Raw genomic sequence first — 23469 nt, 5'->3', positions numbered from 1 at the left:
TATGATGAAGGGAAGGAGGTGTTGCACGGATGACAATGGGTATAGGCAGTATCATATTAATCGCTGTCGTAGCACTATTGATTTTTGGACCGAAAAAGCTTCCTGAACTTGGACGGGCAGCTGGAGATACATTAAAGGAATTTAAACATGCAACAAAAGGGTTGGCAGACGATGACGACAAGCCAGCAGATAAAAAAGATCCCCAGTAATGAAGGATGAATGATCATGAGTCGACAAGACATGACGGTATATGAACACATTGGCGAATTGCGAAAACGGCTCATCATAGTAGTCGTTTTCTTCTTCTTTGCTATGATCGCTAGCCTATTTCTAGCAGAACCAATTATTCGTTATTTACAGCACGCCGATGAGGCGAAGGAATTAACGATGAACGCTTTTCGGGTAACAGACCCATTAAAGATTTATTTTCAAATGGCTTTTGTGCTGGCCATTATTATGACATCACCGATGATCCTCTTTCAGCTTTGGGCATTTGTTAGCCCTGGATTATTAGAGAAAGAGAGAAGGGCGACGCTTAGTTATATTCCGGTATCGGTGTTGCTTTTTCTAGGGGGACTGTCATTCTCTTACTTTATTTTGTTTCCGTATATTATTCATTTCATGATGAATTTATCAGGGCAATTAAATATTGAGCAAGTGATTGGCATTAATGAGTATTTTCAATTTTTGTTTCAAATTACGATTCCATTTGGTTTTTTGTTTCAATTGCCTGTTGTCACTTTGTTTTTAACAAGATTAGGCATTATCACTCCGATGTTTTTGTCGCAAATTCGTCGATATGCCTATTTCGTCTTACTAGTTATTGCTGCACTTATTACGCCGCCAGATATCATGTCCCACATGATGGTGACTGTACCACTGTTCGTTTTGTATGAAGTGAGTATTTGGATTTCGAAAATCGGTTACAGAAAAGCGATAGCGGCAGAAATTGAAGCAGAGAATGTAGAACACGAATAAAAAAGGCTGTCCAAAGGGCAAGTCCTCCGAATTAGAGGACCATCCCTGTATGGAACAGCCTTATTTTTTTATGCCTTTCTTTAGACGGAAATGCATAAACACTAGGCGAATACCTGAACCGATATCCATGGTAGCCAGTAAAATTAACACATAAGTGAAAAAGCCAAAGCCGCTAGAGTTGACCGTTTCAATCGCCCAGTAAGTAAATAAAACACCGAGAAATAAATAGAAAATCCCGGCATTTAATGGTGATTGTCTCATTCAAATTCCTCCAAATTTAGTTAAACAGGCTATGAAAGCCAGGCAATGATACTTTGTAGCTGTTCTGCTTCTTTCATCATTCGTTCGATTTCATCTTTAAAAAAGTATTGCACTATTACAACGGTCGAATTCATTGCCACATGGGCAAAAATCGGCACGATCAGCCTTTTCGTTTTCACATACAGAAAAGCGAATGTAAAGCCCATAGCGGAGTATAATAAGATGTGTTCTAACTCCATATGTGCAACGGCAAATATAACGGAGCTAAGTAGTGCCGAAATCCCGAAAGAAAATTTTTCATGCAAGCTGCCAAAGATAATTTTACGAAAGACAATTTCTTCTAAAATCGGGCCAAGTATAGCAACCGCTAGCATTGTAGCGGGGAAAAGCTCGATCACATCAACAATCATTTCCGTATTTTCAGACCCCATTTCAACTCCAAGCATCATTTCAATCGAAATGGCAATTCGTTGAGCGAAAAAGGCAAGAAACACGCCAGCAACCGCCCAAAATATAGATGGCCCTACAGGCAGCGGCTCCATTCGTTCTAAACGATTTTGGGAAGTTTTACGCAAAATGATCCACACAATCAAGAGCGTTACAGCAAAACTAATTAAAATCCAGTAACCAGGGGCTAATTCCTTCATTCGAATGGGATCAACGCCAAACGCTACACCAGCTTTATACGTAAGCGGTAAACCAATAAAGCTAGAAAGTTGCATAATCAAATACACAATGAGAATATAACCATATTCTTTTTTCAAATGAGAAGAGCTCCTTTATAAGAAATTCAATTAAAGCTTATTTTACTAATAAAAGATGTGGGATTCAAACAGAATGATTAGAGGGATATTTGGCAAGAGGGAATGATTTGTAAAAAAAATTAGGCTTCTTGCTTGCAAAATAATTCCGAATTAATTATTATAATAATTGTGTTAGCACTCATGATTAGAGAGTGCTAATAAATCAAAAATTACATACATTATGAGGAGGTTGTTTCACTTGTTAAAACCACTAGGTGATCGCGTTGTTATTGAACTAGTAGAATCAGAAGAAAAAACGGCTAGCGGGATTGTACTACCAGATTCAGCAAAGGAAAAGCCGCAAGAAGGCAAAATCGTAGCGGTTGGTACAGGCCGTGTTCTTGAGAACGGTGAGCGTGTAGCGCTAGAGGTAGCTGTTGGAGATCGCATCATCTTCTCTAAATATGCTGGCACAGAAGTGAAATACCAAGGATCAGAATACTTAATCCTTCGCGATAGCGACATTCTTGCTGTCATCGGAGAATAATAGACGAATACGAATATAAAAAATAATCAGGGAGGTTTTACACATGGCAAAAGAAATTAAATTTAGCGAAGAAGCTCGCCGTGCAATGCTTAGCGGGGTAGACCAATTAGCAAACGCTGTAAAAGTAACTCTTGGACCAAAAGGACGCAACGTGGTGCTTGAGAAGAAATTCGGTTCACCGTTAATCACAAATGACGGTGTAACGATTGCTAAAGAAATCGAACTTGAAGATGCATTCGAAAACATGGGTGCAAAGCTTGTAGCAGAAGTAGCAAGCAAAACAAATGACGTAGCGGGTGACGGTACAACAACTGCAACTGTACTTGCACAAGCAATGATCCGTGAAGGCTTGAAAAACGTAACAGCTGGAGCAAACCCAGTAGGCGTTCGTAAAGGTATGGATCAAGCAGTTCAAACAGCTGTTGAAGCGTTAAAAGAAATCTCTAAACCAATCGAAGGCAAAGAATCAATCGCTCAAGTAGCGGCGATCTCTTCTGCTGACGAAGAAGTTGGTCAATTAATCGCTGAAGCTATGGAGCGTGTAGGTAACGACGGCGTTATCACAATCGAAGAATCTAAAGGCTTCACTACAGAGCTTGATGTTGTAGAAGGTATGCAATTCGACCGCGGATATGCATCTCCATACATGATCACTGACTCTGACAAGATGGAAGCGGTTCTTGACAACCCATACATCTTAATCACAGACAAGAAAATCGCTAGCATCCAGGAAGTTCTTCCTGTCCTAGAGCAAGTGGTTCAACAATCTAAACCACTTCTATTAATCTCTGAAGATGTAGAAGGTGAAGCATTAGCTACGTTAGTAGTGAACAAGCTTCGCGGTACATTCAATGCAGTAGCAGTTAAAGCTCCTGGATTCGGTGACCGTCGTAAAGCAATGCTTGAAGACATCGCTATCTTAACTGGCGGTGAAGTGATCACTGAAGATTTAGGACTAGACCTTAAATCTGCTAACATCACTCAATTAGGACGCGCAGCGAAAGTTGTTGTTTCTAAAGAAAACACAACAATCGTTGAAGGTGCTGGCGACGCAGCTCAAATCGAAGCTCGCGTAAACCAAATCCGCGCTCAATTAGAAGAAACAACTTCTGAGTTCGACAAAGAAAAATTACAAGAACGCCTAGCAAAATTAGCTGGTGGCGTAGCAGTAATCAAAGTTGGAGCGGCGACTGAAACAGAACTGAAAGAGCGCAAACTTCGCATTGAAGATGCATTAAACGCGACTCGTGCAGCTGTTGAAGAAGGAATCGTTTCCGGCGGTGGTACGGCACTAGTAAACGTATATAACAAAGTCGCTGCTATCGAAGCAGAAGGCGACGTAGCAACTGGTGTGAACATCGTTCTTCGCGCATTAGAAGAACCAATTCGCCAAATCGCTCTAAACGCTGGCCTTGAAGGCTCTGTCGTAGTCGATCGCCTAAAACGCGAAGAAATCGGCATCGGCTTCAACGCAGCAACAGGCGAGTGGGTCAACATGATCGAAACAGGTATCGTAGACCCAACAAAAGTAACTCGTTACGCTCTACAAAACGCAGCATCCGTAGCAGCTATGTTCTTAACAACAGAAGCTGTAGTAGCTGACAAGCCAGAAGAAAACGCTGGCGGCATGGGCATGCCTGATATGGGCATGGGTGGTATGGGCGGAATGATGTAATTCAGCCATTGAAACCCTAATAAAGGTTTTAAGTAAGATATAAGAACTTTTAGAGAGGTGTCTCATAAGTTATTCAAACTTGTGAGACACCTCTTTTTTGTTCACAAATGCCATTAAGAGCTGATAATATTGAAGTCTGTTGTTTCAATAATTTCAATTACTTCTCCGTTTAATCCTTCAAAAAGGGCGTTATGTACAATTAGTTCTAGCTGGCCTAATGTTAAGAAGTCTGGTTTTGCTATTTCCACCGCCTTATTGTCTAAAGCCCTTTGGTACACTTTTTCAACATCTGAAACGTAGATGGCAAAGTGGAGTAAGGCACCGTAGCTGACATCAGTTCGGTCTGATGATTTTCTACCTTGAGCAGGTACTTCAGCTTTGCGATCAAATATTTCAATGCAAGTTACTTTATCTGGAGAAACTAACATAGTCGCTTCATCAATTTTATAAGAAGGTAATGTCCATTTATGTCCTTCTGTAAAACCAAAAACGGTTTTATAAAATCGAATGGTTTCCTCATAATCATTTGCCATTAATGCAATATGTGCAAGTCCTTGAGTTTGCATATCCTCATTCCCCTTTCTTATAATCATTGTATGGGATGAGCTAACAGATAAACATAAGAGAATCAAGGCGATTCCAAATATAACTTGCATAAAATAAGGAAATAAATGAATAAACTTTACTTAAATAAGGTGGCTTGTAGCATTGTGAATAAATCCAACCGTTTAGATCAGCTAGATTATCAAATACTATCTATATTAAAAGAAAATTCTAGAATACCTATTTCTGCGATCGCTAAAAAAATACATATGTCACAACCAGCAGTAAAAGAGCGGTTAATCAAAATGGAAGAGTCGAAGGTAATAGACGAGTATACACTTAATCTTGGAGAAACCATTCAGGGAATGATCACATTTATTTTGTTAAAAACAAGCATGTGTATGGAAGTCGAGAAATTTTGCAAAGATCATAAAAATGTTGTAGACCTTCATCGAATTAGTGGAGATGATAACTATTTATTGAAAGTGAGCACAAAAGATACAGACGAACTGACCAATTTCCAACAACAATTAGTGAAATACGGACCATCGAAATCATTGATTCGAACGAAAAGGATATTTGAAGACAATTACTCTTTGATGGATTGAGAGCATTTAGTTAGACCAGACTTTATTGATCTGGTCAAAAAGGAAGTCCATGATTTGCTTGATCTATACTTAGGTGCACTAAATTAAGAAATCCCGCATTCATCATGCGGGATTTATAATAATTTCCCCAGTATTTTTTGCTGTTTCGATCAGTTCAAATACTCTGGAGTAAGAGTCTTCGATAGTTTCTTTAGTTTCTTTGTGATCATACAAGCCGACGCCGAAATATTGCTCGTTATAATAGCCAATCAAATAATCACCGGACTTTGAGTCATGTGAATCTTCATAAGATAGGTCTTTATCTATAAAGGCTAAGTATACTTTGTCCGAGTTGATAAAGACAATGGGAACGAGGGAGTTTAAATAGACGTCCGCGTATTGACTGTTAGCTGCTTCAGGTAGGTGCTTTTTGGTGATAAAAACAGCATCTAGATTTTCGAATTTTTCTGCTACTAGATTATTTAGAGTCAATGATACGAACTCAACGTTTTTCTCTCTGACTTTTGGAGCTTCTCCTATGATACCGATCGTTAATGGTTCACCTGTGTAGGGAGGTGATAGAACATAGGTATTTGATTGGCAAGCTATTAGAAATAATGAGGTTAATAGAGCGTTTATAAAAATAAATAGAATTTTTTTCACTCGAATCCTCCTTGTTATAAATTACTAATAAATTAAAATTTTCACTAGGATTTATTATACAATGAAGAAGAGCTCGGTGAAATAATTCCCTGACACCTTAATGTACAAGAAATGAAGTGCTTAGGGTCAATGAAAATATTATTATTCAATTTAAGCCGCATTCTCCTATTGAGAATGCGGCTTAAAAATAGGTATCTTCTTAGTATAGTTTCATCATTTTCTATTTAGCAGTTACTTTAAAGTCTGTTCATTAAAATAAATAAACTCTTGGAAATTTAACATAATCCGAGAGAATTTCCCTTCCTCAAGAAGCGTGAAGGGCACAGCCCAGCGAGTAGGGAGGGGATGAATGTCGGTTCAGCACAGCCGAAAAGCATTTAGTGGAGGACCTCCCGAACTTTGTCGAAAGAAAAAAGGATGAAATTTTCCATTTGTTATTGATGGGAATATATGTTCTTTATATAATGATGACAAGGGAGGGGATCTCATGTATCGAACGTTGAAAACGGGCTTTACAGCGCCACAGTCAACACTTCAACAATTGTTTCACCTACGTCGGATTTGCGGAACGATTTGGAATGACTGCGTGCAGCTGGCTCGGTATTATTACCGGATTTATGGCACATGGATCAATAAAAGCGACCTTCAATCCGAACTAAAAGGCTTGTATCCTCTTCACAGTCAGACGATACAAGCCGTGTGTCACAAGTTTTTGCGTGCCCGAGAAGGGGTTCGCCAAGCGCGGAAAACGAACAAGTCCATCCGATATCCATACAAAGAAAAGTTCGTGTTCCATCCTAAATGGGTCGACAAATCCTTTGTACTCAAAGGACGCAAGCTGACGCTCAGCTTCGGCCGTTGGAAGGGAAAACAACAGACACCGCTCGTGTTGACACTCGCCTCAGTCCCAACCGGCACGGTCAAAGAAGTGGAACTCGTCTATGACGGACGGTGGCATGCCTGTTTGTCGTATGAAGACGGCATCGATCCCGTACCGATTCAAGACGGTCATACAGCCGCGATTGATCCAGGTGAGATTCATACGATTGCCGCCGTCAGTACTAGTGGACAAGCGCTAGTGATTTCTGGTAGGAAGATGCGCAGCGTTCACCGATTGCGAAACAAAAAAGTGAGAGAACTGCAAATGCTCATGAGTCGGTGTCAAAAAGGGTCCAGGAAATGGCGACAATACAACCGGGCGAAGAAGTACATTCTCTCAAAAAGCGAACGGCAGCTAGGAGATCTCCTACATAAGACGACTCGTGCTTTTGTGAACTGGTGCGTGGAGCAAAAGGTCGGGCATGTCGCTCTTGGTGATGTGGAAGGCGTCCAGCGACACACAAGCAAGCGAAACAAAAAACGAAAACGAATCCGTTCCAAACAAATCAACCAAAAACTTAGCAACTGGAGCTTTGGAAAACTCATCAAACAGTTGGCCTATAAATTAGAAGCGGCTGGCGTCTCATTATCGAAAGAAAATGAAGCCTACACGACGCAAGCATGTCCTGCTTGTGGAAAACGGAACAAAGTCCGTTCACGAAACTACCAATGCTTTTGTGGATATGAACGGCACCGGGATGTCCACGGGGCAGGAAACATCTTATCCCAGTATTTGCACGGGAAGTTTCGAGAAATGATGCTGACCAGTATCATGTATCTACGTCCTGTACAGGCGTAGTAGATGGGTAGAACCGCCCCAGAGGGAGATGGCCGTGTCTTCGATTTTCTCTCTGTTACTTACGGTGGCAGCAAGCCGTGGAAGAGACTTCTTGCGTCAAGACCACTGCTTCCATATGGGAGCGTCAGTCCCCGAGAAAGACGAGGGTGTCGTGTACACCTATGGACATCGTCCAGCTTCTGATTTCGAGGGGATCGACAAGAAACCCCCACCTCAAGTGCGAAGCGATAGGTGGGGGAGGTTCATATATTATTTAATAGGGGAACGGCAAGTCCCTACTTTTATACCTAAAGAATTATAGTGATTTTTTATGTTTACAATTGATTGATGACGTGTAACTTCGTCAATCAAATGATTGATTTTCTGAAGATCAATAGGTCTATTCATTAATAAGTCGTTAAAAGTTTGCTTAATTTCTTTTGGATAAACATTTCCTACCATACTGGAAAGTCCGTTACAACCATCAGTCATCTTTGTTGTGAGGTTCACGTCTCCACCAGCAAACATAATGAAATCATCAGGTAATTTTGTATTGTTATGACGTTTGACATCGCTCTCTTCTTTAAGTCCTACAAGATTAGAATGTTTTTGAGCGACAAGAGTCTTAAATGATTCAGCATCCAAGTCAAATCCTGTTCGAAAAGGGTTATTATAAAGCACAACGTTTTTGGTTGTGTGTTCCAGCAACTCATTAATATAGAGAATCGCTTGTTGTTGAGTCGGTTGGATATAAGGTGGGAATTGGATTAGAATTGAATCAAAAACAGAATTTTCAATCTTATCAATGAGTTTTATTGCATCTCTTGTTCTTGTAGCCGATACACCAAACATAAGTTCAACATGATTAAAATTTTGCTGGTTAAAATAATCGATGATTTCCATCCGTTCTTCAATACTCATTGAATTTTGCTCACCTGTCGTACCAGATACAAGTAATGATTCTATTCCGTTATCTGTTAAATATTCAACAATAGGATTAAAGCCTTCTAAATATAAACTTTCATCATCATGAAAGGGAGTGGGAATAGCAACATTTAAATTTTTCATCAATTATATCCTCCAATACCCATATACATTCCAAAAACTAAATTGGATATAAGCGTAAACATTCAAGTCTTTTACACAACATCCAAAAAGTATAATTAGAACAAAATGTCATATGGTCCTATTTAAATTTATCTTGTGTAGAGTTTGTGCAAGCTTTTAACCATTAGCTAACAGATTTTATTTTTTCTCTGTCTGGGTAACTTGCTTTACTATATGTCGTGGTGGAGTACCCACTGGCTCTTCTAAAAACCATGTGCCCATTGAAGTAAGAACCGGTACATCCTGAAAAGTAAAGAAAATGGCATCCTCTGTTTCTGAAGTGTTGCAATGTTCATGGGAAGACCATGGAGGAGCTAAGAATAAATCACCCTTTTCCCATTCGATCTTCTCACCATCTACAATACTAAATCCTTTACCTTGAAATACGAAATTGAGGGCTACATTAGTATGGCGATGGGGCTTATTGTGCTCACCAGGCTTGAAAATTTGTACTACCACATTCATTGTTGATGAAGTTCCATACGCATCTCCTGTATCCTTATGAATGAGTGATAGTGTTCCACGTCCAGCTTCAAGAAAGTCCTCCGATACCGATTCTTTAAGTAAGGGATAAATGTCTTTCCATTTCCAAGAACATGCTCTGATCGCAGGCTTCCTGCTTTTTTTTAAAAACTCACTGTAGTTAATAATATCTGTTGTCTGATTACTCATTTTGTTATCCTCCTCAAATTTTTAATCTACTCTTACTTAACTCATTCCTACTAAAACTTAAAAACCTCAAAATTTTACAATTTTGAAAAGTTGCCCACTCTTTAAATGAAGGAATTTAAAAAAATGGGGCTTTATTTAATTAAAAGTTTAAAATAGTTCGATTAATAGTTCAATTCAATTATTTATATGATAATAATAGGTATAACCTATGATGTAATCCTGATAAATACAGATTGTTAGGTTATATAGGAAAAAATTCACGAATCATTTAGATTGGAGGCCTTGAAATGGAATTAAGACAACTTGAATATTTTTATGCAGTATGCCAAGAACTTCACTTTACAAGAGCTGCAGAAAAGGTTGGCATTTCTCAACCTTCTTTAAGCCAACAAATTCGGTTGTTAGAACATGAACTCGGAACACCTTTATTTGATCGAATTGGTAAAAAGACGGCTCTTACAGAGTCAGGAAAACTACTTTTAAAGTATACTAGCAATGTTTTTTACGAATTAGAACAAGCAAAAACTTCAATAAATGAATTGAATGGGCTTGAAAGGGGAACAATTTCTATCGGCACATTGTTAACAGTTGAAAATTATCTTATTCCACCTGTCTTACTTAATTTTCATCGTCTATACCCCGGTATTAAGATAACTGTACTTGGGCTACGCACGGGGGACATTCGTCAATGCTTGTTAGAAAATAAGTTAGATTTAGGAATTGTTTTTTTGCCTATGAAAGGAGATGAATTAGAACAAATTTCTTTATATACAGAGGAAATGGCATTTGCAGTACCTATTGGACATCCGTTAGAGAAACAAGATATGTTAGGATTAGAAGCATTGCAAGCAACAACTTCCATCTTACTTCCAGAAAACTATTTTATAAGACAACTTATTAATAAAGGTTGTAAGGAATTAGGGTTTGTTCCTGAACCAGTCTTTGAAATTACGACAATGGAGTCTTTAATTAATATGGTTATTAAAGGAGTAGGGGTAACTATATTACCTAAACCCTACCTAGAGTACCTTAACAATCCTAATATAAGAATTATTCCAATTCCGAACTCTAGTCTTACTCGGGAAATAGGAATCGTCTACAGAAAAGACAAGTATCTATGTGCTGCTACACATATTTTTATGAATCAGTTAAAGGATACATCGCTTAAATTATAGTACGCATAAAAATAAGAAATGTAAGTTCATTAAGAGAGGCGATTCGCTATGTCGAGGAGATTGTTCAATGTGCTGAAGAGTTGTCGGAATGGCAAATTAAAGGCTTACATCGTCTTGTGTTAAAAGGAATCGACGATGAATATGCGGGAGTTTATCGTGATCAACAAGTGTTTATTGCTGGTGCGAAGCATACTCCTCCAGCCCATTACTTAATTAAAGAACAGATGGAGAGCTTGATGGAATGGTATGAATCAGAGGGTCAGCATTTGCATCCTGTTACACGAGGGACTATGCTTCATGCTATTTTCATCGGTATTCATCCGTTCATTGATGGAAACGGTCGTACATCACGATTATTGTTAAATTCAGAGTTAATGAAAGGAGGCTTCCCTCCAGTCATTATCAAAGTAGAGAATCGTCTAGCTTATTATGAAGCGTTGGATAAAGCTCATATAAGAGAGCCCAAAATGTTTCCAAATTGGGCTCTTGGAATGATTCCTTACTAGCTGAATGATAAGAATCGCATGAATCAAGAGGTTCACGTACTTGTTTTATGAACCAATAAATTCTTTGGCTTTGCTGCGTTTGCAATAATCGACGAATAGCTTAAAAAGTTTTAGTTGTTCCTGATGGACTTCGAACATCATCTCTGGGTGCCATTGAACTGCGACGACAAAAGGGTAGTCTTTGTGAACAATTCCCTCGACGACCTCGTCCTCTGATAAGGCTGTGATTTCGAGCCCTTGACCAAGGGTGTCTATAATTTGGTGATGAAAGCTATTAACCTCTATTTCTTCTTTTTCGAAGCAATGATAAAACACTGAACCCTTGGCCAGCTTTACTTTGTGTGCAATATTCCATCTAGGCCCCATGTAACCTGCGTGGTTAAGATCTGTTTGATGATGCTGATCCATGTCTTGGATTAACGTGCCGCCAAAAAAAATGTTTAAAAGCTGTAATCCTCGGCAAATGCCTAGGATTGGTATTTGCTTTTTGATGGCCTTTTCAAGTAACTTCATTTCAAATGCGTCTCTCAATGGGTTAATGTCCCCAAGTCCTTTTTTATAAGGCTGACCATATAACTGAGGGTTGATATCGCTTCCTCCGGTGAGCAAAAGGCCATCGAGATGATCTACTATGGACTCAATGTAATCCTCATCATCAATAAGGGGGATAGCTATTGGAACGCCGCCTCCTTTTTGGATGCTAAGGGGATCATCAAGTGCGGACATGAAATGATCCTGCGCCACACTGAACCTTAATTTGTTTTCCTCGAAAGCGCTGACATAATAAGTGGTACACCCAATGAGCGGTTTCATCACTGACATTTCTCCTTCACATATATTGTTTCATGACAGTATACGTAAAGATTTCAGCAGAAAAACCAAGAAAATATGTGATCTCTTCCATAATTTACGATACCTATCACATGATTCATTAGACTTCTTTTGTTAATGGTCATGGAAAAGGGGGATTTCTTCATCTACTTCTTCGGCCTTCATGTATCTTGCTTTGTAATCCAATAAGAGTTTCTTGAATTGATGGCTTAACACTAATAAAACAAAAATGTTAATAATCGTTGGAATAGCTGTGGTGATGTTAGACATTAACCAAATATATTTGTCGGGAAAACGAAAAGCGGTTACATAGGCAACGAACACGAATTCAGGAAACGCATAGAAAAATTTGAGATACTTTAATAAGATGCTTTTTAGCGACGGTGTTTTCCGTAGCAAGTGCCCGACGATCACCTCGCTATAAAAGTAATAGCCGACTGATGTAGTAAAAGCAAAGAAGAAAAGCAAAATGGTTACCATATATCTTCCTGGCATGCCAAGTATGGATTCAAAGGAATGTAAGGCCAATTCGATCCCTGAACCTCCAGAAACCCATTCTCCGGATACTATAATAACGATGGCGGTTAGGGTGCAAAGAATAATGGTAGTGAAGAACACCTCAAAGCAACCCCATAATCCCTGTTTGACAGGATGATCTACTTTAGCCGTGGAGTGGATAATGGGGGAAGTTCCCCAGCCGAATTCTCCGCTGGAAACAGCCTGCGTGACCCCCATCGTAATGGCTTGAAATACAGTAGCTCCTGCAAATCCCCCAATAGCCGCAGTGCCAAAAAAAGCATCTTCTATGATTAATTCAATGGCCGGCAGGATCATGTCAACATGTGTCACAATGATCATCAGAACTAAAGTGATATAGGACAAGGACATTACCGGTACAATGAACTTGGACACTTTCCCCAAATACCCAAGCCCTCGTCTAATTACCAAAAATACGGATGAAGCATAGAGAAAGGAGACAACAAAAATATTCTGTTCAAATGTTGAACTGATGGCGTGAGAGGCTACATAGTTTTGGATGGAAATAAAAACGGTTGAAATAATGCCAATCCCAAATAAGGCTGCCGGAACCCTCCACTTTTTAAAATTCATTTCCGTACCGATCCCTTTTTCAATATATAAAATAGGGCTTCCATATACATTTCCTTCTTCATCTTCCGTTCTATAGTGAACGGCAAGCGTCACTTCTGCCATTTTCACCATCATGCCTACAAATGCAGCAACCCACATCCAAAAGATTGCTCCGGGGCCCCCAATGGCTATAGCTGTAGCTACTCCACCTATGCTACCGATCCCGACTGTACTGCCGATAGTTATAGCTGCTGCCTCAAAGGAGGGGAGCATTCCTTTGCAGTGCTGAAATGTTTTGCTATAAGTTATGCTGTGCAGCAATTGGCGGAAAATATGTATGGTATACCTAAATTGAAATAAACCGTTTTCAACTGTGTAGTAAAAACCGGTGAGAAGAATAGCAAAAACTAGCGGAGAGTCCCATAAAAAGTTCCCTACAGTAGCAATTATCTTTTCAAGCAAGAGAGTCTCTCCTTTCTTTATTTAATAGAGAAGTCAGCTTCATGTATGTGAAAGAAACCATAAGATTTACGCAATTTCACACATTTGCTTGAAATTTATTTTACATTATTTTTTTAAAATTACAATAATTCAAAAAATATTTATAGGGGGGGCTTTTTATCAAAAGTTTAAAGAAGTTGTTGTTGTCAGTCGTTGTGAGTGTGGTGGTTCTCAGTATGGTAGGTTGTGCTTCACAGGAGACAAGCGGATCTGAAGAGAAAAGTTCTCTAGTATTCGCTACTGCACCGGATGGAGGGGCCTTTAGTGAAAAAAAGAATGGGGAGCTAGTAGGATTTGATATTGAGATTGTTGAGGAACTCGCAAAAAAAGCAAACTTTCAAGTTGAATGGAAAGAGATGAAATTCAACGGCATTATTCCTGCACTTCAATCAAAACAAATTGATGGCGCCGCCGCGGCTATTACAATTCGTGATGACCGCAAAGCAGTCGTAGACTTCACAGAACCTTATTTTGATTCCGGTCTCGTTCTTGTTGTAAAAAAAGGAAGCGCTATCAAAAAAGTTGAAGACATTAAAGGAAAGACGATTGTAGCAAAGCAAGGAACATCCGGTCTTGAAAAGGCACAAGAGCTTGCAGCCAAGCATGGAGCAAATGTGAAAATTTTGGAGGATGAACCGACTCTTTACATGGATGTAGAAAAAGGAGGCGCCGATGCCCTCGTCAATGATTTTCCATTTGTAGTAGAGAAAATCAATTCAGGGACTGCTGGTGACCTAGAAATTATAGGAGATAAATTGACAGGTGAGAACTATGGCATTGCCTTTGCTAAAGGCAATGAAGACATCGTGAAGAAATTTAATAAACATTTAAAAGAAATGAAGGAGAATGGTGAATATCAAGCTATTTATGACAAGTATTTTGGTTCCAAGTAAAGAGGGGCCTCTTACATCTAGCTCTCAGGAAAGGAAGTAGAGAATGGAAATTTTAAATTTGATTGCAGATTCGATGCCTCTCCTTTTGCAAGGAGTACAGAAAACTATCGAACTCGCCATTTTGTCTCTGCTCTTGGCAACAACCCTTGGTCTTTTCTTTGGAATAATGCGTGTATCAAAGAAAACATATTTACAAGTACCAGCTAAAATTTATGTCAGTATTATCCGGGGAACACCCCTTTATGTACAAATTATTTTTTTCTACTTTGGTTTGTTCCCCCTTATTTTCGGCCGGGCTACCAATCCGATCACTGCTGGCATCTTTGTACTTAGTCTTCATGCAGGTGCCTATCTTGTTGAAATATTCCGTGCGGGAATTGAGTCAATCGACAGGGGACAGTTTGAAGCTGGGAGAGCCCTTGGCTTTACTCACGGGCAAACAATGCGCTATATCATTCTGCCGCAAGCGATCAAAAGAATGATACCCGCCTTTGTGAACCAGTTTATTATTAGCATTAAAGACACTTCTCTTCTTGCTACGATTGGTATAGCAGAACTGACATACTCTGCCCAGACGATTTATGCTGTCAATTTCAAAGCATTTGAGTTTTTAGCTGCCGTCGGAGTCATGTACTGGGTAATCATCAATGTTCTTACTTGGTTTTCTCATTGGGTTGAAAGGCGGTTGTCTGCTGTATGATTAAAGTGAACAATCTATGTAAATCATTTGGAAGTACACAAGTTCTTAAAAACATTAATGTTGAGATTCATAAGCAAGAGGTTGTCTGTATTATTGGGCCTTCCGGTTCAGGAAAATCCACCTTTTTACGCTGTTTAAATAGGTTGGAAGAACCAACGTCGGGCGAGGTTTGGATCAATGAGAAAAATATTATAGATCAACAAGAGAACATAAATGCAATCCGGCAAAATGTCGGGATGGTATTTCAGCATTTCAACCTCTTTCCGCATAAAACAGCCTTAGAAAATATTACACTTGCTCTTCTAAAAATAAAAAAGTACACCAAGGAGGAAGCGGAGCAACATGGCATGAGGCTTTTGGAAAAAGTCGGGTTATCGGAAAAAGCCGATCAGCATTCCCACAACCTTTCTGGAGGACAGCAGCAGCGAGTTGCCATAGCAAGAGCTTTGGCTATGGAGCCGGAAGTGATGCTGTTCGATGAGCCGACATCCGCTCTTGACCCTGAAATGGTAGGAGAGGTTTTACAAGTAATGAAAGACTTAGCTAGAGAAGGCATGACAATGGTTATAGTAACTCATGAAATGGGGTTTGCAAGGGAAGTAGCCGATCGCATTTTGTTTATGGACGGCGGTTCTATTCTAGAAGAAGGCCGGCCGAACGAATTGTTTTTACAGGCCAAACAAGAGAGAACACGAGAATTTATAAAAATGGTCTTGTGAGTGATATTTTCAAAAGGCCCCTGAAATGGACGAGTTCAGGGGGCCTTTTTGGCTTTTCTTCTTGTATAATAAATCATTATATGATGCGAAGGAGTGGTTCTGTATGCCTAATGTAATATATCTAGTTGAAGATAATGAAGATTTAAATTCAATTTTGAAGACCTATTTAGAGAGAGAAGGATATGTAGTGGAAGGCTTTTTAGATGGGATGTCTGTGCAACATAAACTACATTCGCCGCCAGATTTGTGGATTTTGGATATTATGCTACCAGATACGACTGGTTACACTTTATTTAAAGAAATTAAAAAGGTCCATCCGCACACCCCTATCATATTTATTTCTGCTAAAAATCAGGAAATTGATCGAGTAGTAGGCCTAGAACTTGGATGCGACGATTATATCTCCAAGCCATTTTTGCCAAGAGAATTAGTTATTAAGACAAATAAATTAATCGAGTTAACCTATGGATCGAAACATACTCATCATAAAATAATTAAAATCAATGATTATGTCATTAATCGTGAAAATTACACAGTTTCTTATAATGATGTTTCATTATCTTTATCTAGCAAGGAATTTGAACTGCTATTATTCTTTATAGATAATGCAAACCAAGTCTTTTCAAGGGAACAAGTTCTTGACCACCTGTGGGACAAGAATTATTTCGGTTCAGACCGAGTGGTAGACGATACAGTCCGCCGTTTGCGCAAGAAGATACAGAATATTCCCATAGAAACAGTCTATGGCTACGGATATCGGTTAGTAAAACAATGAAAGATAAACCTTTTGGGTTGCAAATTTGGGTGATGATGACAGGCTTTCTTGTGTTTATCACGCTGATTACCGCTCTTGTGCTAGTTAACTATATATCTATAGATTTGTTGGGAAACTTAATTCGATTTCTTGTTATTTTGTCTATTGTAAATATTTGCATCGCTAAAATTATTTCTAACAAAATAACAGAGCCTTTACGTTATTTAGAGAAAAGAGTGAAGAAAATCGCAGACAAAGAATGGGGGGAACCAATCACTCTAGACAGGGGAGATGAGTTTGGCAAATTAGCAGCATCTATTAATATGATGCAGGAATCGTTGAAAAAGATGGAGCTAGAAGAAGAAGTTTTTTTACAGAGTGTTTCCCATGATCTTAAAACACCTATCATGGTAATAAGAAGCTACGCGCAAGCTCTGCAAGATAAAATCTATCTCCACAATTCTTTTGAGGATACAGTTTCAATTATCATAAAAGAGGCTGCAAACTTAGAATGTAAAGTAGAAAAATTATTATACTTAAATAGTTTGGACTATATTCTTCAAAAAAAGAATGAATTTAAAAAAATGAATATAAGCCTTATTTTACAAAATCTAAACATAAGGTTTTCGCTAAACCAAAATCATATAAAAATCCAAACAAAATTACAGAAGATAGAACTTTGGGGGAATGAAGAGGAACTAATTGTCGCTTTTGAAAATATACTTGAAAACAATATAAGGTATGCGGCATCGACTATTTGGATAGCAACACATACTGTAAGGCATGAAGGGGTTGAATATGTAAGAATATCCTTTGAAAATGACGGGCCGTCAATTGAAGATAAAACGCTGGAGCAATTATTTAATCATTTTTACAAAGGAAGGAGCGGAAAATTTGGTCTTGGTTTATTTATCACAAAGAAAATTATTCAGTTTCACAACGGGGACATCGAGGCAAGAAATACAGATTCAGGGGTCAGCTTTAACGTGTTTCTTCCGCTGGAAAATTGAGGAGGCAATTCTGCTGACATTGCATCTCTTCATCGTAATTGGTAAATGTTTGTAAGTATTGTTTCCACCTCCCTGTCAAAAGCCTTAACAATCAGGTAAAAGACTGAATGAAAGGTTATAATAAAGGGGGAGAGAGGTGAAGCCGATGTTTGAACAAATAGATCGCAAGAAAGCTCAATTAGATGCGTTACGACCATTGCCGAAATATATGGTGAAAAGTTTACGGGAGAAGCTTCTGCTAGAGTGGACATATAATACAAATGCTATTGAAGGTAATACGTTGACGTTGAACGAGACAAAAGTTGTATTAGAAGGAATTACGGTCGGTGGCAAAACGATGCGAGAGCATTTAGAAGTTATTAACCATCGAGAGGCGATTCGCTATGTCGAGGAGATTGTTCAATGTGCTGAAGAGTTGTCGGAATGGCAAATTAAAGGCTTACATCGTCTTGTGTTAAAAGGAATCGACGATGAATATGCGGGAGTTTATCGTGATCAACAAGTGTTTATTGCTGGTGCGAAGCATACTCCTCCAGCCCATTACTTAATTAAAGAACAGATGGAGAGCTTGATGGAATGGTATGAATCAGAGGGTCAGCATTTGCATCCTGTTACACGTGGGGCTATGCTTCATGCTATTTTCGTCGGTATTCATCCGTTCATTGATGGAAACGGTCGCACATCACGATTACTGTTAAACTTAGAGTTAATGAAAGAGGGCTTTCCTCCAGTCATTATCAAAGTAGAGAATCGTCTAGCTTATTATGAAGCGTTGGATAAAGCTCATACAGTAGAGGACCATTCAGACTTTATTGATCTGGTCAAAAAGGAAGTCAATGATTCACTTGATCTATACTTAGGTGCACTAAATTAACAAATCCCGCATTCATCATGCGGGATTTACAATAATTTCTCCAGTATTTTTTGCTGTTTCAATCAGTTCAAATACTCTGGAGTAAGAGTCTTCGATAGATTCTTTAGTTTCTTTGTGATCATCCTGATTCCTATCTGTGCAGGTTTCAATATCCTGCCTAAAAGTTGAATTTACTCTCTCATCCGGTCAATCACCCGAAAGGTAATTGGGCTTAAACATTTTTTCCTCTTCAATTGGACTTTCTTTTGCTGTTAGATGGTGCGGGTTGATTCTGTAAACTTGGACTGCCGATCCATAAACGGATGATCTATACTTATCAACATGTTGTTTAGAAAGTGGACGGTTATAGTAACCCGGGACGTATTTATCCATCATCTCCTGCAAAATACTTGTCGCTTCTTTTAAATCCATGATAGGCTCCGCTTCCCCGAAAAGCATGACACTCATATAAGCTGTATCTGTCTTTGCTGGAACGGGATCGGTAATGGTTCCATATTCTGCGCATACTGTGAAACAAACTTCAGAATTTTCCTTCATGATCTGGTTCCTTCTTCCCTCTCCGGCGCCATGAAAATAAATCTTGTCATTCAACCACACATAATTTAGAGGAACTACATATGGATGTTTTCCATCTGATAGACCAAGGTGGCCAATTCTGGAAGTGCGTAGAAAATCCTCGATTTTTTTCTGATCCTTACACTCACGAACCTTATAACTCACTGAATTCAATTCGAAATCACTCCTTAAGCATAAGCATATTTTTTCAATTCGCTTGTAGTATAGCAATAATTGGAATGGTATGATATATCCAAAACTGTAGGTTTTTATCAGTCCATAAAGGGGTGCAACGCGTAGTGATGAAAATAGATCGACACGATGATAAGCCAATTTGGAAACAGCTGCTTAATCAAGCTGTTCACAATATTACGAGTGGAAAATGGAAAGCTGGTTATCGGCTGCCCCCGACTCGCGAATTAGCACAGCAATTAGGAGTCGCTCGCTCAACGGTACAGACAGTGTATGAAGAGTTGTTTAGTAGAGGTTATACTGTTACGTCGCGCCGTGGAGGGACACGGGTAAGCGACTGGAGTCAGCCCATCATATCAAAGGAACAAAGAAGGCTCCATCACTTGACTCCACCATCCTTTCCTGCTTTAGAAGAAGCAGTAGGCAGATTCCATGATTGGTCCGAGGGAAAAAGGAATAACGATGTCGATATCGATTTTTCCCCCCATGAACCTTACCTAGATTCTTTATTTCTGAAAAAATGGAGGCAATCATTTCTCCAAGCGTCGGACAAAGCCGGCTTGTCCTGCTGGACGTATGGAAACTCTTTCGGCTATGAACCTTTACGATACCAAATCCAAAATTTTTTATCAGTTTCAAGGGGAATCCATGTTGATATTGAACAGATCTTACTAACATCCGGTGCTCAGCAAAGCATAGACTTAATCTCGCAAGGACTTCTCTTGGAGAGGGACACAGTAGCTGTCGAGGATCCAGGATTTCCTCCTGCTTGGCTGACAATGATGTACCGAAACAGAAATGTCGTGCCTGTCCAAGTCGATGAACAAGGTATAGTTGTCGAATGCATTCCAAAACAATCTAAACTTATCTTTGTTACACCTTCCCACCAGTCTGCAACCGGTGTGATCATGTCTGTTAAGCGGAGAAGACAATTATTTGAACTGGCCATTCGCAACGAAGCTTGGATTATAGAAGACGACTATGATGGCGAATTTAGACATAGTGGTGAGCCGCTTCCGACATTATTTAGCCAAGAGCCTGAGCACACAATCTATCTGATGAGCTTTTCCAAAATGATCGCTCCAGGAATTCGTATTTCAGCCATTATTGGGCCAGTTGAAGCAATAGCCCAATTAGCTCGCGTCCAAAAACTCACTTCCCGGCATCTTCCCATCATGGAGCAGTTAACCCTTGCTCATTTTATCGAGCATGGCCATTTCATGCGACATATGAGACGAGTCAGAAATATCTACCGGCGCAGGCATGAGGCTATGATAAAAGCGATTGCTTCAACCAAATTAGAAGAAGTGTTTTCAGTCAAAGGCGTGGAAACTGGTCTGCATATGTTACTGGAAGCCGGTGAAGATTTTAATGAAGAAGAAATGACAAATAAAGTATTAGAGAACGGGGTACGTGTCTATCCTCTCAGCTCTTACTGTTTGGAAAGCGAACGAAAGGGGTGGGTGTTGGGGTATTCTAAAGTAAATGAAGAGACGATTATGCGTGGCATTAATCAATTATCTAACATTATTAGATGATCCCATCATATAAGTTGCTCTAGTTTGCAACTGGACAATTTATACTCACTTATATAATTGTCATCCTCACTTTTATCGTAATATTCGGACATTACTATAGGCAAAGTACCCATACTCATGTTAAGGCTAGTAAAATCAGTGTTGCTTTTTTCGGGCTGTTAGATAAACTCGACAACAATAAGTTTACCTACAGTCTTTTTTGTTGGCAATGAGAAACAATAAACCACTTGATTTGTTCTTTATAAAGAACTAAAATAAACATAATAAAGAATTTGTAAAGAAATAGAAACAATAGGATTCGTTTTCACTAAAGTTAGGGAAGAGAAATTTAAGGGGGTATAAATAAATGGTTGTTGGAGTAAGTGCTGTTGATAAGTATCAAACAACTTTTCAAAGAAAGGGTCTTGAGTTACGTATGCTTCGTAGGGAAGCTTCTTCTGTGGAAAGAATTGTTGAGTTGCTCAAAAATATCGAGTCAGAGTTTTTATTTCCAACTGATTCAGAGGAAATGCTACATATGTATGCGGAAAAGCTGACTGAGCATGCTTATAACTTTGTGTTGATGAAGGAAGGTTTAGATGTGGGGCTTCTTTCAGTTTATGCGAATGATTTTACAACGAAGACGGCATTTTGTAGCACGATCGGATTATTACCATCCTACCGTGGGGGATATACGATTGTTACTTTCATTAAATTTGGCATTGAGTTTTTACAGGAGGCGGGGATGAAGTTCTGTAAAGCGGAAGTTTCTAAAGACAATACAAAATGGATTGCGCTGTTAGACAGATATGGATTCCGGATTGAGAGCGAAACGAACCAAAATTCTTATATTATTGTGAGAGATCTTGCAAATGTCTGAACGGGCTATGAGGACCGACATGGAACCAGAAGCTGTTGAGAGGCTTCCGATTTTGAATAGTGGATCATTTGTAAAAAATGGAAGTGTCCTTATTGTATTACTATTAGTGATTTCTGCGGCTGTATGGCTTAGTTTTCTACAGTTCCGTTCGCCAGAAGTTGTTCCTAAAGAAGCGGACTTTGAAGAATTTTCGGCTGGACGGGCGTTGGAGGATTTAAAGGAGTTTGCGGTGAAACCACGTCCGCTGGGATCTAAAGAGCATGATCGAGTGAGAGATTATTTAATGGCATCTTTGACGAACTTAGGGGTGTCTCCTGAAATCCAAAAAATCGAAGGACCGGATAAAGTAGAGAATATTATTGCCAGAATACCGGGAGAAGACTCTTCAAGCGCAGTGATGATTGCTACGCATTATGATTCTGTCCCAGAAGGTCCGGGTGCAGCGGATGCGGGTTCCGCTGTTGCTTCTATTTTAGAAACAGTCAGAATTTTAGTGAAGTCTGAACCTCTCAAAAATGATGTCATTATTTTAATCTCTGATGGGGAAGAAGTTGGGTTGCTTGGGGCAAAAGCATTTGTGAAGTTTCATCCTTGGGCAAAAGATGTCGGAGTAGCGTTGAATTTTGAGGCGCGTGGCAGTATGGGCCCTTCCATCTTGTTTGAAACGAATGAGGGAAACGAACGAATCATATCTGAATTTATTAAAGGAGCTCCCAACCCAATTGCTCATTCCTTTCTATACGATTTATATCAGCAATTGCCGAACAAAACCGACTTTACTGTATTTAAGAATGGGGGGATGTACGGCTTAAATTTTGCTTTTGTTGAGGGATTAAAACATTACCACACTCCAAATGATACGGTAGAGAACTTAAGTGTAAACAGCTTGCAGCATCATGGGGAGAATATGCTTTCTTTAGTTCGGCACTTTGGGAATATGAACTTAGTGGCGGAAGATGATGGGAACAACATATTCTTTAATGTGATCGGGCATAAGGTTGTTACTTATTCGGAAAAGCTTGTTATTCCCCTGATGGTATTTTTAATTATAGGTTTTATTTTTACGTTTGTTCATGGGTATAAACGAAAGAAGCTAACGATCTTGGGGACGGTTGCTGGGCTTATTCTCTTTATTCTTTCATTATTATTAAGTTATGAAATTGGTGAACTAGCTAAAACGGTATTAACCAATATTTTCTCAGAGAACGTGTGGATGATTCAGTCTGAAATGAGCATTAGTCATCCGATGTTTATTGGCTTGATTTTCATTGTATTTTCGATCATTGCTTTAATCAATCAATTCGTAGGGAAAAAAATCAATTTCTTTAATCTCACAATGGGTGCTTGGCTTGGTTGGCTTATTCTTGTTATCTATGCCAGCTTTCAATATCCCGGATCAAGCTATATTTTTGCATGGCCATTATTATTCGGGTTAATGGGCATGAATCTACTTTTTCTTTTAAAGAATGCGGTTTCCATCAAGGGCTATTCCATTACGATTGCCTTTGCAGCATTAGCGATCTTGATCACTGTGCCTGCTCTGTATGTAGTATATATATTAGTAACGATAGAATACATTAGTGTCTTATTAGTTCTCACGGCATTATTAAGTGCTTTTATCGTGCCAATCATCGTTACATTGCGATTAAAAGTGACCGCTGGATTATCTTGTAGTTTACTTTTGATTGGGATTGTGATGATTGTTGGAAAAACGATGCATTTACTTTAAAAAGAAGGCCATTTCTTTCCAAAGAGGAGAAGTGGTCTTTTTTTGATATTTCTATTTTGTGTTTAACTTATCCATAAAAGGGTACTGTTTTACATATCATAAAGGAGGTAA

Annotated in this window: 26 protein-coding genes; 17 read left to right on the top strand and 9 right to left on the bottom strand. The window is 39.1% G+C overall.

All coding sequences use genetic code 11. The features are described from left to right. Window positions 1–29: 29 nt before the first annotated feature. Window positions 30–209 (top strand): twin-arginine translocase TatA/TatE family subunit, encoded by a 180-nt coding sequence (locus tag CEF22_RS16380; protein ID WP_094833896.1) that lies wholly within the window; start codon window positions 30–32, stop codon window positions 207–209. Window positions 210–225: 16 nt separating this feature from the next. After that, window positions 226–978: a twin-arginine translocase subunit TatC gene (gene tatC, locus CEF22_RS16375; protein WP_095478772.1), complete on the top strand. Its 753-nt coding sequence runs from the start codon at window positions 226–228 to the stop codon at window positions 976–978. 60 nt (window positions 979–1038) lie between these two features. Here the strand turns inward: tatC and CEF22_RS16370 are convergent, their stop codons facing one another. Next, window positions 1039–1239: a YdiK family protein gene (locus CEF22_RS16370; protein WP_095478771.1), complete on the bottom strand. Its 201-nt coding sequence runs from the start codon at window positions 1237–1239 to the stop codon at window positions 1039–1041. A gap of 29 nt (window positions 1240–1268) precedes the next feature. Then, entirely contained in the window at window positions 1269–2003 is a 735-nt protein-coding gene (locus CEF22_RS16365) for a CPBP family intramembrane glutamic endopeptidase (RefSeq protein ID WP_100403712.1), read from the bottom strand. A 238-nt stretch (window positions 2004–2241) separates the two neighbouring features. On the opposite strand from CEF22_RS16365, the gene groES reads away from it, so the two are divergent. Together groES and groL are read left to right on the top strand one after the other, a co-directional pair. After that, window positions 2242–2529, top strand: coding sequence for a co-chaperone GroES (gene groES, locus CEF22_RS16360; protein WP_094833892.1), 288 nt, complete (start codon window positions 2242–2244; stop codon window positions 2527–2529). 43 nt (window positions 2530–2572) lie between these two features. Continuing rightward, window positions 2573–4204: a chaperonin GroEL gene (gene groL, locus CEF22_RS16355; protein ID WP_095478769.1), complete on the top strand. Its 1632-nt coding sequence runs from the start codon at window positions 2573–2575 to the stop codon at window positions 4202–4204. 113 nt (window positions 4205–4317) lie between these two features. On the opposite strand, the gene CEF22_RS16350 is transcribed toward groL, so the two are convergent. Continuing rightward, entirely contained in the window at window positions 4318–4770 is a 453-nt protein-coding gene (locus CEF22_RS16350) for a VOC family protein (RefSeq protein WP_100403711.1), read from the bottom strand. Window positions 4771–4875: 105 nt separating this feature from the next. On the opposite strand from CEF22_RS16350, the gene CEF22_RS16345 reads away from it, so the two are divergent. Next, window positions 4876–5355 (top strand): Lrp/AsnC family transcriptional regulator, encoded by a 480-nt coding sequence (locus tag CEF22_RS16345; protein ID WP_100403710.1) that lies wholly within the window; start codon window positions 4876–4878, stop codon window positions 5353–5355. 102 nt (window positions 5356–5457) lie between these two features. Here the strand turns inward: CEF22_RS16345 and CEF22_RS16340 are convergent, their stop codons facing one another. Beyond that, window positions 5458–5997, bottom strand: coding sequence for a hypothetical protein (locus tag CEF22_RS16340; RefSeq protein ID WP_232726149.1), 540 nt, complete (start codon window positions 5995–5997; stop codon window positions 5458–5460). 487 nt (window positions 5998–6484) lie between these two features. Here CEF22_RS16340 and CEF22_RS16335 point away from each other — a divergent pair, with 487 nt between their 5' ends. Continuing rightward, entirely contained in the window at window positions 6485–7675 is a 1191-nt protein-coding gene (locus CEF22_RS16335) for an RNA-guided endonuclease InsQ/TnpB family protein (protein ID WP_100403709.1), read from the top strand. Window positions 7676–7924: 249 nt separating this feature from the next. Here CEF22_RS16335 and CEF22_RS16330 read toward each other — a convergent pair whose 3' ends face one another. Then, window positions 7925–8722: a dihydrodipicolinate synthase family protein gene (locus CEF22_RS16330; RefSeq protein WP_100403708.1), complete on the bottom strand. Its 798-nt coding sequence runs from the start codon at window positions 8720–8722 to the stop codon at window positions 7925–7927. Window positions 8723–8899: 177 nt separating this feature from the next. Further along, entirely contained in the window at window positions 8900–9433 is a 534-nt protein-coding gene (locus CEF22_RS16325; RefSeq protein WP_100403707.1) for a cupin domain-containing protein, read from the bottom strand. A gap of 287 nt (window positions 9434–9720) precedes the next feature. Here CEF22_RS16325 and CEF22_RS16320 point away from each other — a divergent pair, with 287 nt between their 5' ends. Beyond that, on the top strand, window positions 9721–10608 hold the full coding sequence (locus tag CEF22_RS16320; RefSeq protein ID WP_100403706.1) for a LysR family transcriptional regulator: 888 nt from the start codon (window positions 9721–9723) through the stop codon (window positions 10606–10608). A gap of 80 nt (window positions 10609–10688) precedes the next feature. Further along, the gene (locus CEF22_RS16315) at window positions 10689–11114 is read left to right on the top strand and encodes a Fic family protein (RefSeq protein ID WP_232726148.1); all 426 of its coding nucleotides are present in this window, start codon (window positions 10689–10691) and stop codon (window positions 11112–11114) included. Window positions 11115–11159: 45 nt separating this feature from the next. Here the strand turns inward: CEF22_RS16315 and CEF22_RS16310 are convergent, their stop codons facing one another. Together CEF22_RS16310 and CEF22_RS16305 are read right to left on the bottom strand one after the other, a co-directional pair. Further along, on the bottom strand, window positions 11160–11927 hold the full coding sequence (locus tag CEF22_RS16310; protein ID WP_232726217.1) for a gamma-glutamyl-gamma-aminobutyrate hydrolase family protein: 768 nt from the start codon (window positions 11925–11927) through the stop codon (window positions 11160–11162). Window positions 11928–12059: 132 nt separating this feature from the next. Then, entirely contained in the window at window positions 12060–13496 is a 1437-nt protein-coding gene (locus tag CEF22_RS16305) for an alanine/glycine:cation symporter family protein (protein WP_232726147.1), read from the bottom strand. A gap of 215 nt (window positions 13497–13711) precedes the next feature. Here CEF22_RS16305 and CEF22_RS16300 point away from each other — a divergent pair, with 215 nt between their 5' ends. The 6 genes from CEF22_RS16300 to CEF22_RS16275 all read left to right on the top strand — a co-directional run bounded on the left by CEF22_RS16300 (window position 13712) and on the right by CEF22_RS16275 (window position 18485). Continuing rightward, entirely contained in the window at window positions 13712–14428 is a 717-nt protein-coding gene (locus CEF22_RS16300; protein ID WP_100403703.1) for a basic amino acid ABC transporter substrate-binding protein, read from the top strand. A 43-nt stretch (window positions 14429–14471) separates the two neighbouring features. Beyond that, on the top strand, window positions 14472–15128 hold the full coding sequence (locus CEF22_RS16295) for an amino acid ABC transporter permease (RefSeq protein ID WP_100403702.1): 657 nt from the start codon (window positions 14472–14474) through the stop codon (window positions 15126–15128). Continuing rightward, entirely contained in the window at window positions 15125–15847 is a 723-nt protein-coding gene (locus CEF22_RS16290) for an amino acid ABC transporter ATP-binding protein (protein ID WP_100403701.1), read from the top strand. The genes CEF22_RS16295 and CEF22_RS16290 overlap by 4 nt, the downstream gene beginning before the upstream one ends. Before the next feature lie 103 nt (window positions 15848–15950). Beyond that, complete coding sequence (locus CEF22_RS16285) at window positions 15951–16622, top strand: response regulator transcription factor (RefSeq protein ID WP_100403700.1); 672 nt, start codon at window positions 15951–15953, stop codon at window positions 16620–16622. Beyond that, a complete protein-coding gene (locus CEF22_RS16280) occupies window positions 16619–17611 on the top strand; it encodes a sensor histidine kinase (RefSeq protein ID WP_100403699.1) in 993 nt (330 codons plus the stop codon). The genes CEF22_RS16285 and CEF22_RS16280 overlap by 4 nt, the downstream gene beginning before the upstream one ends. Window positions 17612–17756: 145 nt before the next feature. After that, window positions 17757–18485: a Fic family protein gene (locus CEF22_RS16275; protein WP_100404048.1), complete on the top strand. Its 729-nt coding sequence runs from the start codon at window positions 17757–17759 to the stop codon at window positions 18483–18485. 186 nt (window positions 18486–18671) lie between these two features. On the opposite strand, the gene CEF22_RS16270 is transcribed toward CEF22_RS16275, so the two are convergent. Further along, window positions 18672–19214 (bottom strand): pyridoxamine 5'-phosphate oxidase family protein, encoded by a 543-nt coding sequence (locus CEF22_RS16270; protein WP_100403698.1) that lies wholly within the window; start codon window positions 19212–19214, stop codon window positions 18672–18674. Window positions 19215–19339: 125 nt separating this feature from the next. Between CEF22_RS16270 and pdxR the strand changes: the two genes are divergently transcribed. From pdxR to CEF22_RS16255, 3 genes are all read left to right on the top strand, one after another. Next, on the top strand, window positions 19340–20770 hold the full coding sequence (pdxR, locus tag CEF22_RS16265) for a MocR-like pyridoxine biosynthesis transcription factor PdxR (RefSeq protein ID WP_100403697.1): 1431 nt from the start codon (window positions 19340–19342) through the stop codon (window positions 20768–20770). 346 nt (window positions 20771–21116) lie between these two features. Continuing rightward, entirely contained in the window at window positions 21117–21629 is a 513-nt protein-coding gene (locus CEF22_RS16260) for a GNAT family N-acetyltransferase (RefSeq protein WP_100403696.1), read from the top strand. A 19-nt stretch (window positions 21630–21648) separates the two neighbouring features. Further along, window positions 21649–23358 (top strand): M28 family peptidase, encoded by a 1710-nt coding sequence (locus CEF22_RS16255; protein WP_157843257.1) that lies wholly within the window; start codon window positions 21649–21651, stop codon window positions 23356–23358. Window positions 23359–23469 lie beyond the last annotated feature (111 nt).

Source organism: Bacillus sp. FJAT-42315 (assembly GCF_002797375.1).
Classification (GTDB): Bacteria; Bacillota; Bacilli; order Bacillales; family Domibacillaceae; genus Bacillus_CE.
Note: the sequence above shows the minus strand (reverse complement) of the source record. Positions and strands in the feature narration are given on the sequence as shown.